Source organism: uncultured Phascolarctobacterium sp. (genome assembly GCF_958349595.1).
Lineage (GTDB): Bacteria > Bacillota > Negativicutes > Acidaminococcales > Acidaminococcaceae > Phascolarctobacterium.
This window is the reverse complement of the sequence record NZ_CATWDQ010000006.1, coordinates 16,199-33,677: the sequence shown is the minus strand read 5'-3', so window position 1 is coordinate 33,677 and position 17,479 is coordinate 16,199. Positions and strand designations below refer to the sequence as shown.

The 17,479-nt window shown below is 48.1% G+C and carries 15 protein-coding genes; 1 reads left to right on the top strand and 14 read right to left on the bottom strand.

Annotated elements, in window-relative coordinates; all coding sequences use genetic code 11:
- Positions 1–9: 9 nt before the first annotated feature.
- The 10 genes from Q4G98_RS06395 to Q4G98_RS06350 all read right to left on the bottom strand — a co-directional run bounded on the left by Q4G98_RS06395 (position 10) and on the right by Q4G98_RS06350 (position 10,033).
- Positions 10–267 carry a hypothetical protein gene (locus Q4G98_RS06395; RefSeq protein WP_298565395.1) on the bottom strand — a complete coding sequence of 86 codons (258 nt, stop codon included), beginning with the start codon at positions 265–267 and terminating at the stop codon, positions 10–12.
- A gap of 6 nt (positions 268–273) precedes the next feature.
- Positions 274–921, bottom strand: a complete 648-nt coding sequence (locus tag Q4G98_RS06390) for a TVP38/TMEM64 family protein (protein ID WP_298565393.1) — start codon at positions 919–921, stop codon at positions 274–276.
- 148 nt (positions 922–1,069) lie between these two features.
- Positions 1,070–1,789 carry an ABC transporter ATP-binding protein gene (locus tag Q4G98_RS06385; RefSeq protein WP_177560766.1) on the bottom strand — a complete coding sequence of 240 codons (720 nt, stop codon included), beginning with the start codon at positions 1,787–1,789 and terminating at the stop codon, positions 1,070–1,072.
- Positions 1,782–2,564: an ABC transporter ATP-binding protein gene (locus Q4G98_RS06380; RefSeq protein WP_298565391.1), complete on the bottom strand. Its 783-nt coding sequence runs from the start codon at positions 2,562–2,564 to the stop codon at positions 1,782–1,784. Before Q4G98_RS06380 ends, Q4G98_RS06385 begins: the two co-directional genes overlap by 8 nt.
- Complete coding sequence (locus Q4G98_RS06375) at positions 2,561–3,625, bottom strand: branched-chain amino acid ABC transporter permease (RefSeq protein ID WP_177560768.1); 1,065 nt, start codon at positions 3,623–3,625, stop codon at positions 2,561–2,563. Before Q4G98_RS06375 ends, Q4G98_RS06380 begins: the two co-directional genes overlap by 4 nt.
- Positions 3,626–3,630: 5 nt before the next feature.
- Positions 3,631–4,551, bottom strand: a complete 921-nt coding sequence (locus Q4G98_RS06370) for a branched-chain amino acid ABC transporter permease (RefSeq protein WP_293545702.1) — start codon at positions 4,549–4,551, stop codon at positions 3,631–3,633.
- 94 nt (positions 4,552–4,645) lie between these two features.
- Positions 4,646–5,800, bottom strand: coding sequence for an ABC transporter substrate-binding protein (locus tag Q4G98_RS06365; protein ID WP_177560791.1), 1,155 nt, complete (start codon positions 5,798–5,800; stop codon positions 4,646–4,648).
- A gap of 381 nt (positions 5,801–6,181) precedes the next feature.
- The gene (locus tag Q4G98_RS06360) at positions 6,182–8,548 is read right to left on the bottom strand and encodes a homocysteine S-methyltransferase family protein (RefSeq protein WP_298565388.1); all 2,367 of its coding nucleotides are present in this window, start codon (positions 8,546–8,548) and stop codon (positions 6,182–6,184) included.
- A 4-nt stretch (positions 8,549–8,552) separates the two neighbouring features.
- Complete coding sequence (locus Q4G98_RS06355; protein WP_301961893.1) at positions 8,553–9,185, bottom strand: vitamin B12 dependent-methionine synthase activation domain-containing protein; 633 nt, start codon at positions 9,183–9,185, stop codon at positions 8,553–8,555.
- Entirely contained in the window at positions 9,182–10,033 is an 852-nt protein-coding gene (locus tag Q4G98_RS06350) for a methylenetetrahydrofolate reductase (protein ID WP_293718929.1), read from the bottom strand. Before Q4G98_RS06350 ends, Q4G98_RS06355 begins: the two co-directional genes overlap by 4 nt.
- 292 nt (positions 10,034–10,325) lie before the next feature.
- Here Q4G98_RS06350 and Q4G98_RS06345 point away from each other — a divergent pair, with 292 nt between their 5' ends.
- Entirely contained in the window at positions 10,326–11,531 is a 1,206-nt protein-coding gene (locus Q4G98_RS06345; RefSeq protein ID WP_298565382.1) for a CaiB/BaiF CoA-transferase family protein, read from the top strand.
- Between the two features lie 72 nt (positions 11,532–11,603).
- On the opposite strand, the gene Q4G98_RS06340 is transcribed toward Q4G98_RS06345, so the two are convergent.
- From Q4G98_RS06340 to Q4G98_RS06325, 4 genes are all read right to left on the bottom strand, one after another.
- Positions 11,604–12,893, bottom strand: coding sequence for an ATP-binding protein (locus Q4G98_RS06340; RefSeq protein ID WP_298565380.1), 1,290 nt, complete (start codon positions 12,891–12,893; stop codon positions 11,604–11,606).
- A 32-nt stretch (positions 12,894–12,925) separates the two neighbouring features.
- Positions 12,926–14,206: an ArsB/NhaD family transporter gene (locus Q4G98_RS06335; RefSeq protein ID WP_177560774.1), complete on the bottom strand. Its 1,281-nt coding sequence runs from the start codon at positions 14,204–14,206 to the stop codon at positions 12,926–12,928.
- 200 nt (positions 14,207–14,406) lie between these two features.
- Positions 14,407–15,678: a C4-dicarboxylate transporter DcuC gene (dcuC, locus tag Q4G98_RS06330; protein ID WP_177560775.1), complete on the bottom strand. Its 1,272-nt coding sequence runs from the start codon at positions 15,676–15,678 to the stop codon at positions 14,407–14,409.
- Positions 15,679–15,739: 61 nt separating this feature from the next.
- Positions 15,740–17,284 carry an acyl-CoA carboxylase subunit beta gene (locus Q4G98_RS06325; RefSeq protein ID WP_298565462.1) on the bottom strand — a complete coding sequence of 515 codons (1,545 nt, stop codon included), beginning with the start codon at positions 17,282–17,284 and terminating at the stop codon, positions 15,740–15,742.
- Positions 17,285–17,479: the final 195 nt, after the last annotated feature.

The window sequence follows — 17,479 nt, the reverse complement described above, 5'->3', positions numbered from 1 at the left end:
ATCGCCTTCCTATTCCGCTATGGAGCCGCGGACTTCTGTAAAAATAACCTGGGGAACGTCCAGATCATAAACCTTTGGAGTAAGCTCGCGCAGATCTTCGATCCGCCAGCCTGCGTTCTGTTCCGCCAGCTTGGCCAAGGCCTCTTCCAGATTATTGGCAGCGACGATCGCCAGCGCGTCCAGATAAAAATGGCTCTGCACGCAGGGTTCATTGATCATACTGTGACTGTGATAAGTTTTGTTATGACGCCAAACGTAAACATTCATCAGTATCTACTCCTTTAATTTTTTATGTTCGCCGCCCCAGGCCCACCACGCCAGCGGCAGGCCAAAAGCTATAACGACTACGGCAGCAGACACATATAAGCCGCTGCCGCCTGAAACAGCATCAGCCAGCAGATTATAAGCAATCGCTCCCGGCAGCATGCCCAGTACAGTTGCCGCAGCATACAGCTGCAGATTCATCTTACAGCAGCCGGCAATAATGCTTACCGGATCATACGGAAAAATCGGTACTGTGCGCAGCCACAGCATCTTGACGAAGCCGCCGCTGCCGCTCAGATAATTGGTCAGCCTTTCACCCCAGCAGCCGCCATAACGGTCAAGCAGCTTTCTGCCGCCGCCCAGACTTCCCAAAGCATAGCACAAAAGAGCACTGCTCAGACCGCCGCATAACAAATAAACTATACCCAGCATGGGTCCAAACAAGATCCCCGCACTGAGATTCAAAAAAATACCCGGAAAAAACAGCAGCGGCCGTACCGCATATAACGCTACATAAACCAGTGGCCCCAGGTTGCCGTACGATGCGACCCAGCGCCGCACATCATCAACTGAAGCAGGATGAAAAATATAGGGCGAACTGTGCAGTTGCCAGATGACCCAGAGCAGCAACAGCGCCAAAACTGAAAAACGCAGCATTTCCCGATGCCGCCTGCAACTTCTAAAAAAATTTTCTACCATTTATTTACCACCATTCTCTTTTTATATGATAGCCTGTTTGAGCTATTTTCGCAAGAAAATGCTGCTAAATACAAAAACAGCCGGCAAATACTGCCGGCTGCTGCGTTTATTTTTGATTACGTTTTTTACCAAGATAGGCCGCTTTGATGTCAGGATTTTCCAAAAGCTCCTGACCGGTCCCGCTCATAGTTATTTTGCCTGTTTCCAGTACGTAAGCCTGATGAGCGACCTTCAGCGCCATATTGGCATTCTGTTCGATCAGCAGGATCGTCATGCCTCTGCTGTTGATCTCCTGAATGATATTAAAAATATCTTTGATGATCAGCGGCGCCAACCCCAGGGAAGGCTCGTCCATCATCATCAGCTGCGGCCTCGAAAGCAGCGCTCTGCCGACAGCCAGCATCTGCTGCTCGCCGCCGGATAAGGTACCGGCCATCTGCCAGCTGCGTTCTTCCAAACGTGGGAACAATTCATATACCCATTTGATGTCTTTGGCTATTTCTTCCTTATCATTGCGCATATAAGCGCCGATCTGCAGATTTTCCAGCACCGTCAGATTTGGAAAAACCCGGCGGCCTTCAGGAACAAGAGTGATCCCTGTTTTAACGATCTTCTGCGAATTGAGCCCGGTAATATTCTGCTCGTTATAGCTGATGCTGCCGCTTTTAGGCTTTACCAGCCCGACTATTGTCCGCAGTAAGGTGCTTTTGCCGGCGCCGTTAGCGCCGATGAGCGTCACGATCTTACCTTCAGGCACTTCCAGGGAAATACCTTTGAGCGCTTCGATGCCGCCGTAAGCTACAAATAGGTCCTGTACTTTAAGCATCTTCGTCCACCCCCAGATAAGCGTCGATAACGCGCCTGTTATTTTGGATCTCTTCCGGCGTACCTTCAGCAATAGTCATGCCAAAATCCAAAACATAAATGCGGTCGGATATTTCCATGACCAGATCCATATGATGCTCGATCATGAAAACCGTCAGATCATATTCATTGCGGATCTGACGAATAAATTCCGTCAGTTCATCAGTTTCCTTAGGATTCATACCCGCAGCCGGCTCGTCTAAAAGCAGCAGCCGCGGCCCGGTCGCCAAAGCGCGGACGATCTCCAGACGACGCTGCTGACCATAAGGCAGGCTGGATGCTTTTTCATCACGCAGCTCCCACAAATCAACCTTACGCAGCAGAGCTTCCACAGAGGCTTCCATTTCCCGCTGTTCTTTATTATACCAGGGCAGATGCAGCGCTGCCGACATGAAATCGGATTTCAGATGTAAATGCTTGGCGATCATAACATTTTCGTAAACCGAAAGATTTTTGAACAGCCGGATATTCTGAAAGGTACGCGCCACGCCCATTTTTGCGATCTCGCTGGGTCTCTTACCGGTTATTTTCTGCTCTTCACCCTGTGCGTCCGTATAGATCACGTCGCCGCTGGTTGGCGTATAAACGCCGGTGATCATATTGAATGCCGTTGTCTTACCGGCGCCGTTAGGGCCGATCAAAGCAACGATCTCATGCTCATTGATCTCGATATTGAGCAGATTAACAGCCGTTACGCCGCCAAACTGCATCGTGATATTATCAGTTTTTAAAATCATCTGGCCGCTCCTTTCCGCCCAAAGAAGCTCAATGGATTTTTACAGAAGGCACGAATGTTTTTCCAGGTCAGCTCGCTGGTGCCCATGATGCCGTGCCGCCAGAAAAGAACGCAGGCCATCAGCAGCGCTGAAAAGATGACCATCCGGAACCCTGGCCTGAACAGCGGGATATCCATACCGAACAGCATCAGCGGTTCGTCAAAGACACGCAGGAATTCCAGCCCCGCCGTAACGATAACGGCTCCCAGCATACTGCCGGTGATACTGCCCATACCGCCCAGAACGATGATCAAAAGGAAATTATAAGTCAGCGTAAACAGGAAATTTTTAGGATCGACAGTACCTAACAGCGCACCGTACAGGCCCCCGCCCACACCGGCAAAGAAAGCGCTGATCATAAAGGCCAGATTTTTATGCCAGAACAGGCTGACACCCATCGCCTCTGCCGCGATCTCATCCTCGCGGATCGCTTTAAAAGCGCGTCCGTAGGAAGAATTGATCAAAAGCGCGATAAAAACAAAAGTCACTGCCGTCGCTAAAAAGATATAACGCACATCATTCAGCGGCGGGATATCTTTGATCCCCAAAGCGCCGTTGGTAATGCTCTGCGCGTTAGTGATCCAGATACGGATGATTTCGGAGAAGCCCAGCGTCGCTACGGCAAGATAGTCTCCGCGCAGGCGCAGTACCGGCGTCCCGATCAAAAAAGCCACTAATGCCGCCAAAAGTCCGCCGGCGATCAACGCCAGCCACAAGGGCATTTGGATATCGGCGATCATGGGATTCATCGGCGCCGCATAAAAAACATTGGGACGCAGCTCGACAGGTACGGTAAAAATACCCACTACATAAGCCCCGATAGCCATAAAGCCGGCCTGCCCCAGAGAAAACTGCCCGACAAAACCGTTGGTCAGATTCATGGATAAGCCGATGATCGCATAAACCAGGCACAAATTGACGATCCTGCGGATATAAGAATCCATCTCCGTCTGGACAAAGCAGGCGACGCCAAAAAGTGCGGCAACAGCGATCAAAGTAAGGAAAATATCTTTCTTTTTCATCTTCGTCACACCTTCTCAGTCGTTTTTTCGCCCAAAAGGCCCGTAGGTTTATAAAACAGGATCACGATCAGTACGATAAAGGCAAAGGCATCGCGGTAACCGGACAGCTGCGGGAAAAAAGCAACGATCAGGATCTCGCCCAGGCCCAGGATAAAACCGCCCAGAACTGCGCCCTTGATATTGCCGATACCGCCGATAACAGCCGCTATAAAGCACTTCAAACCCGGCATGACGCCCATCATCGGAGTAATGCCGGGGTAACGTATTCCCCACATAATGGCGCCGATAGCCGCCAAAGAGGAACCGATGATAAAGGTGATCGAAATTATTTTATCAATATCGACGCCCATAACGCGTGCGATCTCATAGTCTTTGGAAACTGCACGCATAGCCATACCGGTTTTAGTATGATTGACGATGTGCAGCAGCACAACAAGGCTGATAATAGTAATAACGGGAATGACCAGACAGATAGCCTGGATCTGGATCCCGCCGACAGAAATATTCTGCGATAAAAGTTCAATGTTCGGAAAACGCATCGGACGGCCGCTGAACAGGTAATTGGCCAGGTTTTCCAATAAAAACGAAGCGCCGATAGCAGAAATAAGCACAGAATTTTTCGGTGCGTCACGCAAAGGACGATAAGCCGTCCGTTCGATAACTACGCCTAAAATCGCCGTGGCAATAATGACCCCGATAAAAGTAATATACCAGGGAATGTGAAAAACGGTAATACCGAAAAAGGCAAAATAACATGCCATCATAACGATATCGCCGTGTGCAAAGTTTATCATCAATAAAATGCCGTAAACCATCGTATAGCCGATGGCGATCAAAGCATACAGACTGCCGAGAGATATGCCGTTAGCCAAATGCTGCGCAAGGCTCTCACCCGACATATTCGCGATCGCTTGGAAAAATTCCATGAAAAACACCTCATGACACAAAAGAATTGCTCCCTTCCCTTAAGGAGAAGGGAGCACTAACAGAAAGAAAAAGGGTTATGAAAGAACCAATAAATTATTTAGCTTCTACGAAATCGAGGAAGGTAAATTTACCGTCTTTAACAGTTTTGATCACAGCGCCTTTGATCGGGTCGCCGTTTTTATCAAGCGTGGTCATACCGGTGACACATTCCAGATCTTTAGTGGCTGCGATAGCGTCACGGATCTTGACAGTATCGGTGGAGCCTGCGCGTTTAATGCCGTCAACAGCGATCAGATAAGCGTCATAAGCCATTGCGGTCAATGCGGAAGGTTCGCCTTTATACTCTTTTACATATTCATCCAGGAATTTTTTGGCTTCCGGAGTGGTTGCTTTTTCACGGTCGAAAGCCGTAGAAAGAGCTACGCCTTCAACATCTTTACCGCCGACGTCGATGAATTCCTGAGTTTCCCAGGTATCGCCGCCCATAAAGGGAGCTTCGATGCCAAGCTGACGCGCCTGTTTTACCAGCAGTGCAGATTCGGTAAAGTTACCCGGTGCAAAGATAGCATCAGGATTCTTAGCTTTGATATTAGTAAGGATAGCACTGAAATCTTTATCTCCGGTTTGATAGTTGGCGATCTCAACGATGCTGTTTTCATCACCGGTAAGTTTTATAAAAGCTTCTTTGAAGAATTTTGCCAGTCCGACTGCATAGTCGTTGGAAACTTCCTGTACGATGGCAACTTTTTTAGCGCCCTGTTTGAAAGCATAGTTTGCCATAACTGTGCCCTGGAACGGATCAATAAAGCAGGCACGGAAATAATAATCGTTGTTGGCAGTTACCTGCGGATTGGTGCAGCTAGTACCAACAGCCGGAACCTTGCTGTCTTTGACGATATTGCCTGCCGCCATGGACAGGGAAGAACCATAAGAACCTACGATAACGCTGACCTTATCTTTTTCGATGAGGCGGGCGGCAACGGAAGCAGCTTCCGCTTTATCGGATTTGTTATCAGCCACAACGAGCTCGATCTTTTTGCCTAAAACTTCAGGATGCAGCTTATTAGCAAGCTTGATGCCACGGAGCTCCAGTTCGCCGCCGGCTGCATTATCGCCTGTCAACGGCAGGAAAACGCCGACTTTGATCACGTCAGAGGCTTTCGCCGCTTCCTTTTTCTCGCCGCCGCAGCCTGCCACCAAACTCATTGCTACTGCCGAAGCCAGCAGCGCTGATAATAATTTTTTCATTTTCAATGTAATCTGTCCCTTCTTTACTGTTTACACAGCTTTTTCCCCTTAACTGTAAATGATTATAACACCAAAGCGCGAATGTGACAATATTACCGTTTCTTCATATTTTCTTTACGATTTTACAGTATACTTTTGGCTATTTTAACATTTTTGTAAGAATATTGTTGTTTTAAAGTGCTGGAAGATCACTGTTTTGTCCTTTTTAAAAGGACTTTTGCGAAAACAGCAACGCAGCAAGTCCACCTCTCGCGTACACTGCTGTAAGAGATTTTCTTGCTGCGTGATTTTGTATACAATATACTTTGTATATTTTTTTACATATACATCTGTTATTGCGTTTTTACCGCAGGCTCAGCTTTTCAGGCTCCTGCCAGAAACTTATTTTGCCAGAGCCTCATTCACATAGCCCACTGCACTGACAGCGTTAGGCGCATAGTGATCGGCGCCAATACTGTCAGCATACTCCTGCGTTAAAACAGCGCCGCCAACGACGATGCGGCAGTCGCAGACATCCCGTAAAGCTCTGATCGTCGCCTCCATCGCCCCGACCGTAGTCGTCATTAAAGCTGACAGGCCAACGACATGCGCCTTATGTTCCAGCGTAGCCGCTACAACCGCTTCTATAGCCACGTCTTTCCCCAGATCGATGACATTATAGCCATAATTTTCCAGCAGCACCTTCACGATATTTTTACCGATATCGTGGATATCGCCTTTGACTGTCGCAAGGACGACAGCCTCGCCTTTGGCTGCTGCGCCGCCGTCAGCCATTCGGTCGCGGATCACGTCGAAAGCAGCCTTAGCCGCGTCAGCACTCATCAGCAGCTGCGGCAGGAACAGTTCTTTTTTCTCAAAGCCATTACCGACAAAATCTAAAGCAGGGATCATCTGGGTATTGATAATATCCAGCGGTTTTTCTGTTTCCAGCAGTTTTGTCACCGCCAACCGGCTCTGCTCCTGCAGGCCTTTGACGATCGCGTCATGCAGCGTATATTCGCTGACTTTCGCCGCCTGTACCTGCGCGCCCGCATCGGCAAAACGCCTGACATAAGCTTTACAGCCGGCATCCAGCCCTTTTAAAGCCCTGTAAGCGTAATAAGTGTCCAGCATCGCCCTGCTTTGCGGATTGATGATCGCACAGGACAGCCCTGCTTCCATTGCCAGCGCCAAAAATGTGCTGTTGACGGCATCGCGCAACGGCAGTCCAAAAGAAATATTCGACACGCCCATGATCGTTTTGACCTGCTGCGCCGCCAATGCGCGGATCACTTCCAGATCGACCGCAGCATTATCCGGCCCCGTGCTGATAGTCAGCGCCAGCGGGTCGATAATGATATTACGTTTTTCGATGCCGTATTCTGCCGCACGGGCAAGTATTTTTTCAGCCACGGCCAGACGTCCAGCCGCTGTCGCAGGGATCCCGGCATCGTCTAAGGCCAGCCCTACTACTACCGCGCCGTATTTTTTAGCCAGCGGCAGCACCTGCGCCAAAGCTTCTTCCTTCCCGCTGACAGAATTTAACAGCGGTTTGCCGTTATATAACCGCAGCGCCCGTTCCATCGTCGCATAATCCGAGGTATCGATCTGCAGCGGCGCTGAAGTAACAGCCTGCAAAGCCAACACAGTTTTCGCCGCTGCGGCAGCTTCGTCAATGCCAGGCACGCCTACATTGACGTCTAAAATATGCGCGTCATTTTCCAGCTGTTCCAACCCCAGACGGCAGATATAATCCAGATCGCCGTCCAAAATAGCCTGTTTTAGCCGCGGCTTGCCTGTAGGATTGATCCGTTCGCCTATCAGCACCGGCTCCCCGCCGATAACGACTGCTTTGCCATAAGAAGAAACCACTGTCAACTCACAGGCGCGGCGGCCGCCAGGCTGCAGCCCGCGGCATTTTTCGATCAGCGCCCTGATATGCGCGGGCGTAGTCCCGCAGCAGCCGCCGGCTACAGAGATACCCAGCGGGATCATTTCCTGCATCATCCGGGCAAATTCTTCCGGCCCGACGTCAAAAACAGTTTTACCGTCACGCTGCACCGGCAAGCCGGCATTGGGGTTCAATACTATCGGCAGTGAACAGGCTTCCAGAAGCTGCGGCAGCAGCCTGCGCATCTGTTTGGGACCCAGACCGCAGTTAAAGCCTACGGCATCGGCACCCAGCCCTTCCACCATTGCTACGGCACTCAAAACGTCCGCCCCGGTCAGCAGCTTACCGTCTTTATCAAAAGTCAAAGTAACGATCACCGGCAGGTCGCTGTTTTCTTTGGCGGCTAAAAGTGCGGCTTTGATCTCATAGGTATCGCTCATAGTTTCGATCAAAATCAGATCAGCGCCATGCCTGGCTCCACTGCGTACCACTTCCCCATAAATATCCACAGCTTCTTCAAATGGCAGATCACCATAAGGCGCCAGTAATTTCCCGGTCGGGCCCAGATTCAGGGCCACAAAAGCTTTCTCTCTTCCTGCGCAGGCAGCCCGCCCTATTTTTAAAGCCGCTGCCACGACCTCGTCAACAGTGATGTCCATCTCTTTGAATTTGAGACGGTTCGCCCCAAAGGTATTACTTTTTATGATATTCGAACCGCTGTCCAGGTACGCTTCATGTACCGACTGTACCTTATCAGCATGCGTAAAATTCCACAGCTCCGGCAGCTCGCCAGGCTGCAGACCCAGCGCCTGCAGCATCGTCCCGGTCGCGCCGTCAAAAAATAATAACTCCCTGCCTAATAAATCCCTGAAACCCATGCTTTCATTCCTTTCTAAATTCGCACTCTTGATTAAGGCACGCCGCACATTTACTGCTATTACAAACAGTATCTTCTGTCAGGCCTATGACCGCAGTCACCGATTTTACCGGCGTCAGCATATAGCCGTCGGTCAAAGTCAGTCCGATACTTTTACCGCAATCCAGCAAGGCCAGCAGCTGCTGCTGGTCCTCCAGCCGCCAGTCGCCATATCCCGGCGAAAACCGCGGTTTTAAATGCAGGCCAGCAGCCGCAGCCGCTATCTCTGCTTCCGTTTCATCACAATAGCTTTCGATCAAAGCGGCACATACTGCCTGCGCCGCAGCCGCCTGCGCTACATTGGTCAATGCCAGACGCCGCAGGACGATATCGGCATTGCTGCCCAACGTCGCCGCCAGAACGGCAAGTTTTTTACACCCCTGCAGATGAGCTGCCAAATTTTTGCTCTCAAAACGCATACCATTCGCCACTAAGGTTACACCCCCGGCATCGACACTGCAGCCGCAAATACGCCAGCAGCTTTTAGGCCGTACCTCATTACGCAGCTGCAGATAAGCCAGATCTGCCAGAACTCCGGCATCACGGTCATCTTTTTTGGCACCCATATATCTCACTGCTTCAGCTCTGACATATTTCATTTAACTATCTCCGACAAATTTTTCATGATCCCGCCAATGATCTCCGGCCGGTTCATCGTATAAACATGGATATTTTTCAGCCCGTTGGCGATCAGATCAACGATCTGCCCCGTAGCATAAGCTATCCCGGCCTGCTTCAATGCTTCGGGATCATCGGCAAACTTCTCAACGATAGCCCGGTAATTTGGAGGCAGCTTCGTACCGCTCAATTCGCAGATACGGTTGATCTGTCTGGCATTTGTCACCGGCATGATACCAGCCACTACCGGCACATCTATCCCATGCCGCAGCAATCTGTACATATAGTTATAAATAATATTATTATCAAACACCATCTGCGTTACCAAAAAGTCACAGCCATTGTCGATCTTGCGCCGGGTATTAGCAATATCCCTATCCAGCGAACCGGCCTCAGGATGTCCTTCAGGATAACAGGCGCCGCCGATACAAAAATCACCCGACGCTTTGATTTTCCCCATCAGATCACTGGCATGGGCAAAAGCCCCGCTGTTGCCATTAACAGCGTCGCCGCGCAGTGCCAGGACATTCTGTACCCCAGCCGCACGCATCTGCGTCAAAACACCGTCGATCTTTACCTCATCGGCGTCGATACAGGTCAGATGCGCCAGCGCCGGACGGCCGCTGCTCTCTATTGCCCGGGCAATAGCCACAGTCTGTCCCACCGACGTACCGCCGGCGCCGTAAGTAACGCTCATAAAATGCGGCCCTACCTCCGCGATCTCACTGACTATATTCAAAGCATTCTGCAGTTCTGTCCCCGCTTTCGGCGGGAACAGCTCGCAGGAAATACACACCTTTTCACTTTTTAATAAATCGACAATTTTCATCAGCAGTTACCTCTTTTTCTCTCTACGCATTTCTAATAATTCTAAACAAAAATCCCGACAAACGCAAATACTATTTAAACTTGGCAGCAAAACTCTTTCCATACCGCTACAGATGTTACAGAAAAACTTCCCTCACAACTTTTACATTGCAGGAAGCGGCTTTATTCTGCGCCGATCCCGTATCCATTCTATAATAAAAAATTTTTAAGCTGAAGTAAAAATATCTCGATTTAATTTTTTAAAATTCTTGCTTTATACTTAATGTAAGAGAAAATATAAGGAGGTCAAAATTATGAGCTTGCTGAGTGGTTATAAAGTTATCGATTTTACCAGTTTCGTTTCCGGGCCTACCTGCACCAGACTTTTAGCAGATTTAGGCGCAGAGGTCATCAGAATCGAAAAGCCCGACAAAAAAAAGGGCAGCGGCCCCTATTACGGCGGTGAACGAACCGTCGACCTCGGCTTGATGCGGGGTAAAAAAAGTGTAACCTTAAATGCCAAAGATCCGGAAGATTACAGTATTTTAATGAAACTGATCGCTACAGCCGACATTATCGTGGAAAATTTCCGGCCCGGCGTTACCAAACGCATGGGAGTCTCTTATGATGACGTCATCAAAGTGAAACCGGATATTATTTATACCTCGATCTCAGGCTTTGGCCAGGTCAGTCCCTATCAAAACAGAGGCGCTTTTGACATCATAGCGGAGGCTATGAGCGGCTTCATGAGCATCACCGGCGAAAGAACAGGCAAGCCTGTACGCGCAGGCGCTTCTATCGCAGATATCTTCAGCGGCCTGGAAGCCGCCTACGGCACTGTCTGCATGCTGCTGCACCGCGAAAAGACCGGTAAAGGCAACCATCTTGATCTGGCGATGCTGGATACCATGTTCGCCGTCCTCAACAACCCTGTTACAGCCTATCTCAACGGCGGCGGCGTAGCCCAGCGTATCGGCAACGAGCATCCTCAGGATGTACCGTGGGACGATTTCCCGACAGCAGACGGGATCTTCGTCATTGCTTCTGCCAGAACCAACACCTTCGTTAAGATCTGTCAGGTACTTGGCTGCGAGCAATACAGCACCGACGCCCGTTTCTGCAACGACGACGTCAGGCTGCAGAATAAAGAAGCCTGTCACGAGATCATCAGAAGCTACACCAGAAAATGGAAAACCAAAGATATCATCGAGGCCTTCAACGAAGCCGGTATCCCCTGCGCAACGATCAATTCTATCGACGAAGCCTGTAATGACGAAAGCCTGCAGGCCCGCGGCATGATAGCTACCGTTACGCATAAGACAGGCGGTAAATACAAACTGCCAGGTTCACCGCTCAAATTTGCTCACGAGCCGGTCAAACTGGCCAAAGGCTCCCCGATCCTGGGTGAACATAATCGTGAGATCTTCAGTCGGCTTGGTCTCAGTAAAGAAGAAATCGACGCGCTCCTGTCCAAACAGTCTAAAGTCCGCACTTTCTTCAAAGAATTTGAAATGGAATAACCCGGCCACATAAAAATACTGCAATAAAAAACCAGAGCTTAAGCTCTGGTTTTTTCATTTCCCATGCTGCAGTCAATCTTCAGCAAACTCATAATCCTGCTTCAGCAGAAAATCAGGCAGATTGATAAATTTGACCGACGGTATTTGTTCCTCATAAAATCTGTTCATGGCAATGATGTATTTTTGATAACCATCAGGCACTGTTTGTAGATCCTGAATTTTTTTCTTCCAAATTTCTTCTTCCTTAAGATTGACGGCAATTTGGATACAGATCTTTCTCTCCTGCCGGACGGCATAAAAATCGATCTCACAGTCGCCGTATTTGCCCCAGAACACAGTATAGCCCCTTCGCAGCAATTCAAAATAAACGATAGTTTCCAGATTATGCCCTTTACCTGTATCGGAAAACAATAACAATGTATTGCGTACTCCCGTATCGGCGATATAATAACGGCATTCGTCTATCAGCATGGCTTCCTGCTGCAGATCATAGCAGTCCTCTGGATAAAAAATATAGGCTTTTTCCAGCAGTTCCATATACAGGGCTACTTCTTTATACGCAAAGCTGTCACTCTGATATTTGCTCAAAAAATGCTCGCTAATGATTTGAGGGCTTAATACTTTGCCGGTATTGCTGGCTACATAGCGGATGATCTTTTTCAGCGCCTGAATATTATCGATGCCTCTGTTGGTAAGGATATCCTTGACAACGACGCTGTTATAGACGCCTTCCAGATATGTGATGACCATACTTCTTTCCTGCGGCAGGAACGGAATCATCGGCAGTCCGCCAAAACGGATATACCGTTTGATGTCCAAAGCTATATTATTTTCCTGATCCAGGTCTTTTCTTAAGCTACGCCGCAAAGAATTATACTGATGCTCTTCCCGCTGTTTTCGCTCTAAAACAAACAATAAATATTCCTGGAATGACAGCGGCAGGATTTTAATGATCACATAGCGCCCTGATAACAAGGTTGCTATTTCCGAAGATAAAAGATTGGAATTAGACCCGGTCAAATAAATATCCGCCACACCTTCGGCATATAAACTGTCTATGGCTTTTTCCCAGCCTGGGATCATTTGGATCTCATCCAGCAGCAGATATGTCGGGCCGCTGGCAGGTATTTTAGCTTTTATAAGCTTATACATCTGCCTATAGTCTGTAATATCATCAAATTCCATCATTTCCAAGCTCATACTGATGATATTTTCCGGATTTATGCCGGAGCTCAGCAGATAATCTTTATATAAAGCCATGATCGTGGACTTGCCGCAACGCCGCATACCGGTAATGATTTTGATGACAGGCCGATCCTTATAAGCAATCAACTGATCCAGATAGTTTTGTCTGATGATCATCTTTATCCCTCACCTTTTCGGTTATTTGTCTTTTAAAAGTATAAATAAAGTATATAACAATGGCTGATGGCAATAGAAAGCAGCATCAGCGGAAAAGCAATGTAAAAGTATTTCAGAAAAGAAATATTTTTACCGCGTTGGGCCGACATCGAAGCAACCACAACGTTAGCGCTGGAACCTACCAGAGTACCACAGCCGCCCAGGCAGGCCCCTAAGGAAAGCGCCCAGTAAATCGGGTTCAAATCTTTGATGCCCATTGCGCCTAATTCCTGGATCAGCGGCAGCAAGGTCGCCACAAAGGGAATATTATCAATACAGGCCGAAGCAATGGCGCTGAGCCATAAAACCAACAGCGCGCTACCTTTGACATCGCCGTGCGTCAGTGCCATAGCTTCCTGAGCCATGATCTTGATAACGCCGGTTTCTACCAGGCCGCCTACTAAGATAAACAGACCAATGAAAAAGAAAATGGACAGCCATTCCACCCGGCTGAAAATGTCCGTTAAAATTTCTTCGTCATTAGAACAGGTCAGCAGCAGCATGACGCTGGCGCCCAAAAGAGCAGCGGTCGCCGTTTCCATATGCAGCAAGGAATGAGTAGTAAATAAAATGATTACCAAAGCCAGACAAAACAGACACTTTTTTAGTAAGACCGCATCTACGATTTCTTTTTTCTCGTTTAAACGCATTACACGTTCCTGTAACTGCGCAGTCGTATGTAATTTTTTCCGGTACAAAAGAAACAGGATCGCCATATTTATTATAAAAACGATGATACTGACAGGAGCAACATTAATAATAAAATCCATAAAATCAAAACCGGCGGCACTGCCAATCATTATGTTAGGAGGATCACCAATAAGAGTGGCCGTGCCCCCGATATTTGATGCCAGGATCTGGGCAATCAGAAAAGGTTTTACATCTATCTGCAGCTGCGAAGTCAAACTGAAAATAATCGGCACGATCAGCAAAACGCTGGTTACATTGTCTAAAAACGCCGAGCTGACCATTGTCAGGCAGGAAAGTACGAAAAAAAGCTTTACCGGCTGAGCATGCACCTTTTTCGCCGCATAAACAGCCATGTAATTGAATAAGCCTGTCCTGCCTGTAATATTAACGATGATCATCATACCGATCAATAAGCCCAGAGTATTAAAGTCAACATAACTCAAAGCCTGCGATTGCCCGAACACTCCAAGGATCAGTAAAATAACAGCCCCGGTGAGGGCGATAACAGTCCGATGGATTCTTTCCGAAATGATCAAAATATATACTGCTATAAAGACGATAACAACCAGCAGCATCTGATTCATAATAAAATCCCTTTCTTTGCTTATTTTCCACGTTCAGAAAAAGCCCCTTTGGGGCCGCGTTCTCCCTAGCAAGGAAAAAGGGAGCGGTATCAGACTCACTCAAAGTCGTAATCACCAGCTCCCGCTCAATGCCCAGCTGATACTAATCATGTTTAAATCAACTGCTGCAAGCTTCCTTCTCCGCTCTCATAAAATATTTATCAACTATGCATAAAGAACAGTATCGTCATCACGGTAACCGCAACGATCATGACCGGCGCATTCCTTTTCGCCAGATCCACAGGATTATCCGTTCCCGCCAGAGCGCAGCAAACCATTGCGCAGCCAGCGACCGGCGACATCGTACGCCCCAGGCAGCCGGCAAAAGCCGCACTGCTGCCAAGATCCATCGGCGCTATCCCCAGAGCTCCGGCCAGCGGAGTGATAGCCTGATTAAACGCCAGCGACGCAGCATCACCGCTGCCGCAGATGACGGCCAGAACAAACGGTCCAAAAGAACCTGTCAGCCGGGCCAGATCCGGATTAGTTTTCATAAAATCGATCATGACCTTCAACAGGCCGCAGGTAGTTAAACCGGCTACAAAAACACCCGAACAGATGATAATGCCGTAAATGCTCTGGAAGCCTTCGCCAAAACCTTTAAAGAAAGCTTTAGTGATCTCACCTGGGCCTGTTCTTGTAACAACACACAGTACCATTGCGCCGATGATCATCGCGTAAGCGATTTTCAAAACCTTCAAAGCCGGAATGATGTTCATGGAACCCAAAAGGATCAATAACAGCGGCACCAGCGGCGATAAGGCTTTTAAAATATTTACCTGAAACTCCTCTTTCATGCTTTCATCCACATAACCGCTCTGCTCTTTCAAATAATAGGCAACTAATGTGACACCAACGATTACTACTGCCCCTACGATCAGAACGATATAAAAATGATTTCCCACAATATCTACAGGCGTTCTGTGCGTGGCCTCTGAAATAATCACATTTTGATGAAAACCAGGATGCAGCATCGTAGCCCCAAAAGTACCGGCAAATAAGATCGTCGCCGCCATAACAGGATGTACGCCAGCGCCCTTTAAGATCGGGATCAGCACCGGCCCGACTGAAGCTACACAACCGGCAGCGCTGGGCACAGACATATGTACGAATGCTGTAATAAAAATCGCGCCCGGGATCAAAAGCTTCGGTCCTAATTTGGTCAGTCCGCTGGAAAGCAGATGCACCAGATGCGCATCGCATTTCGTATATTGCATAACATAGGCAAAAGCCATCGACCCGGCAATTGTTTCAATTACCGGCGCTGCTTTGATCGCCTTGGAGAACCCTAAAAACGCTTCAATAGGCGCCCAGGCAATCGTACACAAAATCAGACCTGATAGAAAAAGCACCATTCTGGGTTCATATCTTTTCATCAAAAAATAGACAGTCGCCAGAAGAATAAGCGTACTAATAGAAATCAACATGTTCATCACCATTTCCCTTCTATTATTTTCAACCCCCAATTAAACAGCATTAAATGGTATCTACCTCTTAGAGCGGAATATTGTCATGTTTCTTCCATGGTAATTTTTGCGATTTATTTTTTAAGGCGTCCAACGCTTTGATCAACTCGATCCGTGAATCCTGCGGCTTGATGATCCTGTCGGCATAACCGCGCCGGGCTGCCGCTAACGGGGTCGAGAATTTTTCATTATACTCGGCGATCTTTTCGGCACGCAGCTGCTCGGGATCTTCCGCTTTGGCAATATCTTTACGGAAAATGATCCTGACAGCAGCTTCCGCCCCCATAACGGCGATCTCCGCCGTCGGCCATAAAAACAGTACATCCGCTCGCAATTCCTTGCTGCACATAGCGTTCTGCGCTCCGCCATAAGCTTTCCTCAGTACCATCGTGATCTTCGGCACCGTTGCTTCCGAATACGCATACAGCAATTTGGCGCCGTGCCGGATGATCCCGCCATGTTCCTGCGTAACCCCAGGCAGATAGCCGGGAACATCGACCAGCGATACGATAGGGATATTGAAGGCGTCGCAGAACCTGATAAACCTGGCGGCTTTAGTCGACGCATTGATATCGATACAGCCGGCCATAAATTTAGGCTGGTTGGCTATGATACCTACCGATTCGCCGTTTAACCGGGCAAAGCCAATGACGATATTCATCGCATAAAGCGGCTGGATCTCAAAGAAAGAATCATCATCAAAAATGCATTTTATGACCTCTTTGATGTCATAAGCCAGATTTTTATCCGCAGGCACGATATCCAAAAGCTCGTCTAAAACCTGCTTTTTGTCCGCCGCTGCTTTTACTACCGGCGCACCAGCTTTATTGGAAGCCGGCAGATAACTCAGCAGCCGGTGGATCATGGCAAAACATTCCGCTTCATCCTGAGCCATCAAATGAGCAACACCGCTGGTGCTGCTTTGTGACACCGCTCCGCCCAGCTGTTCTTCCGTCACATCTTCATTCAAAGCCGATTTACATACTTTCGGCCCCGTTACGAACATATGGCTGATATGGTTGACCATAATAATAAAATCTGTCAAAGCCGGGGAATAAACCGCGCCGCCGGCACAGGGGCCGATAATAGCCGATATTTGCGGTACAACGCCCGACATAATGGAATTTCTGTAAAAAATCTCGCCATAGCCATGCTTGGCATCAACGCCTTCCTGGATCCGTCCGCCGCCGGAATCATGCAGACCGATAACAGGACAACCTGCATCCAATGCCATATCCAGGACCTTACAGATTTTTTTGGAATTCATTTCACCCAGCGTGCCGCCAAAAACAGTAAAATCATCTGCATAAACATAAACTAATCTGCCGTCTATTTTCCCATACCCAGTTATAACGCCGTCGCCGACACCGCTCTTTTTTTCCATACCAAAATTGCTGCAGTGATGCTCAACGAACTTATCTAACTCCACAAATGTATCTGCATCAAACAGAGCCTGGATGCGTTCACGCACATGCAGCTTGCCCTTTTTATGCTGGCTTTCGATTTTATCGCCTTGTCCTGCCAGTTCATACTGCTGGTCAAGCACCTCAAATTTTTCTACAATTTCCCGCATACTTGTCAATTGAATCACCCCGTCTGTTCTTTTAAATTTTACTTTCCGCTTTCAGTTAATGCTATAGTTAACTTCCTTTATAAATAGTGTAAAATAGTTGTCATCATAAATAAAATAGAAAAATTATTCAGAAGTCATTAAAAAAAATCATGATAAAAAAATTTTTCTGTTTCCTATAATTTTTTTTATGGCTCA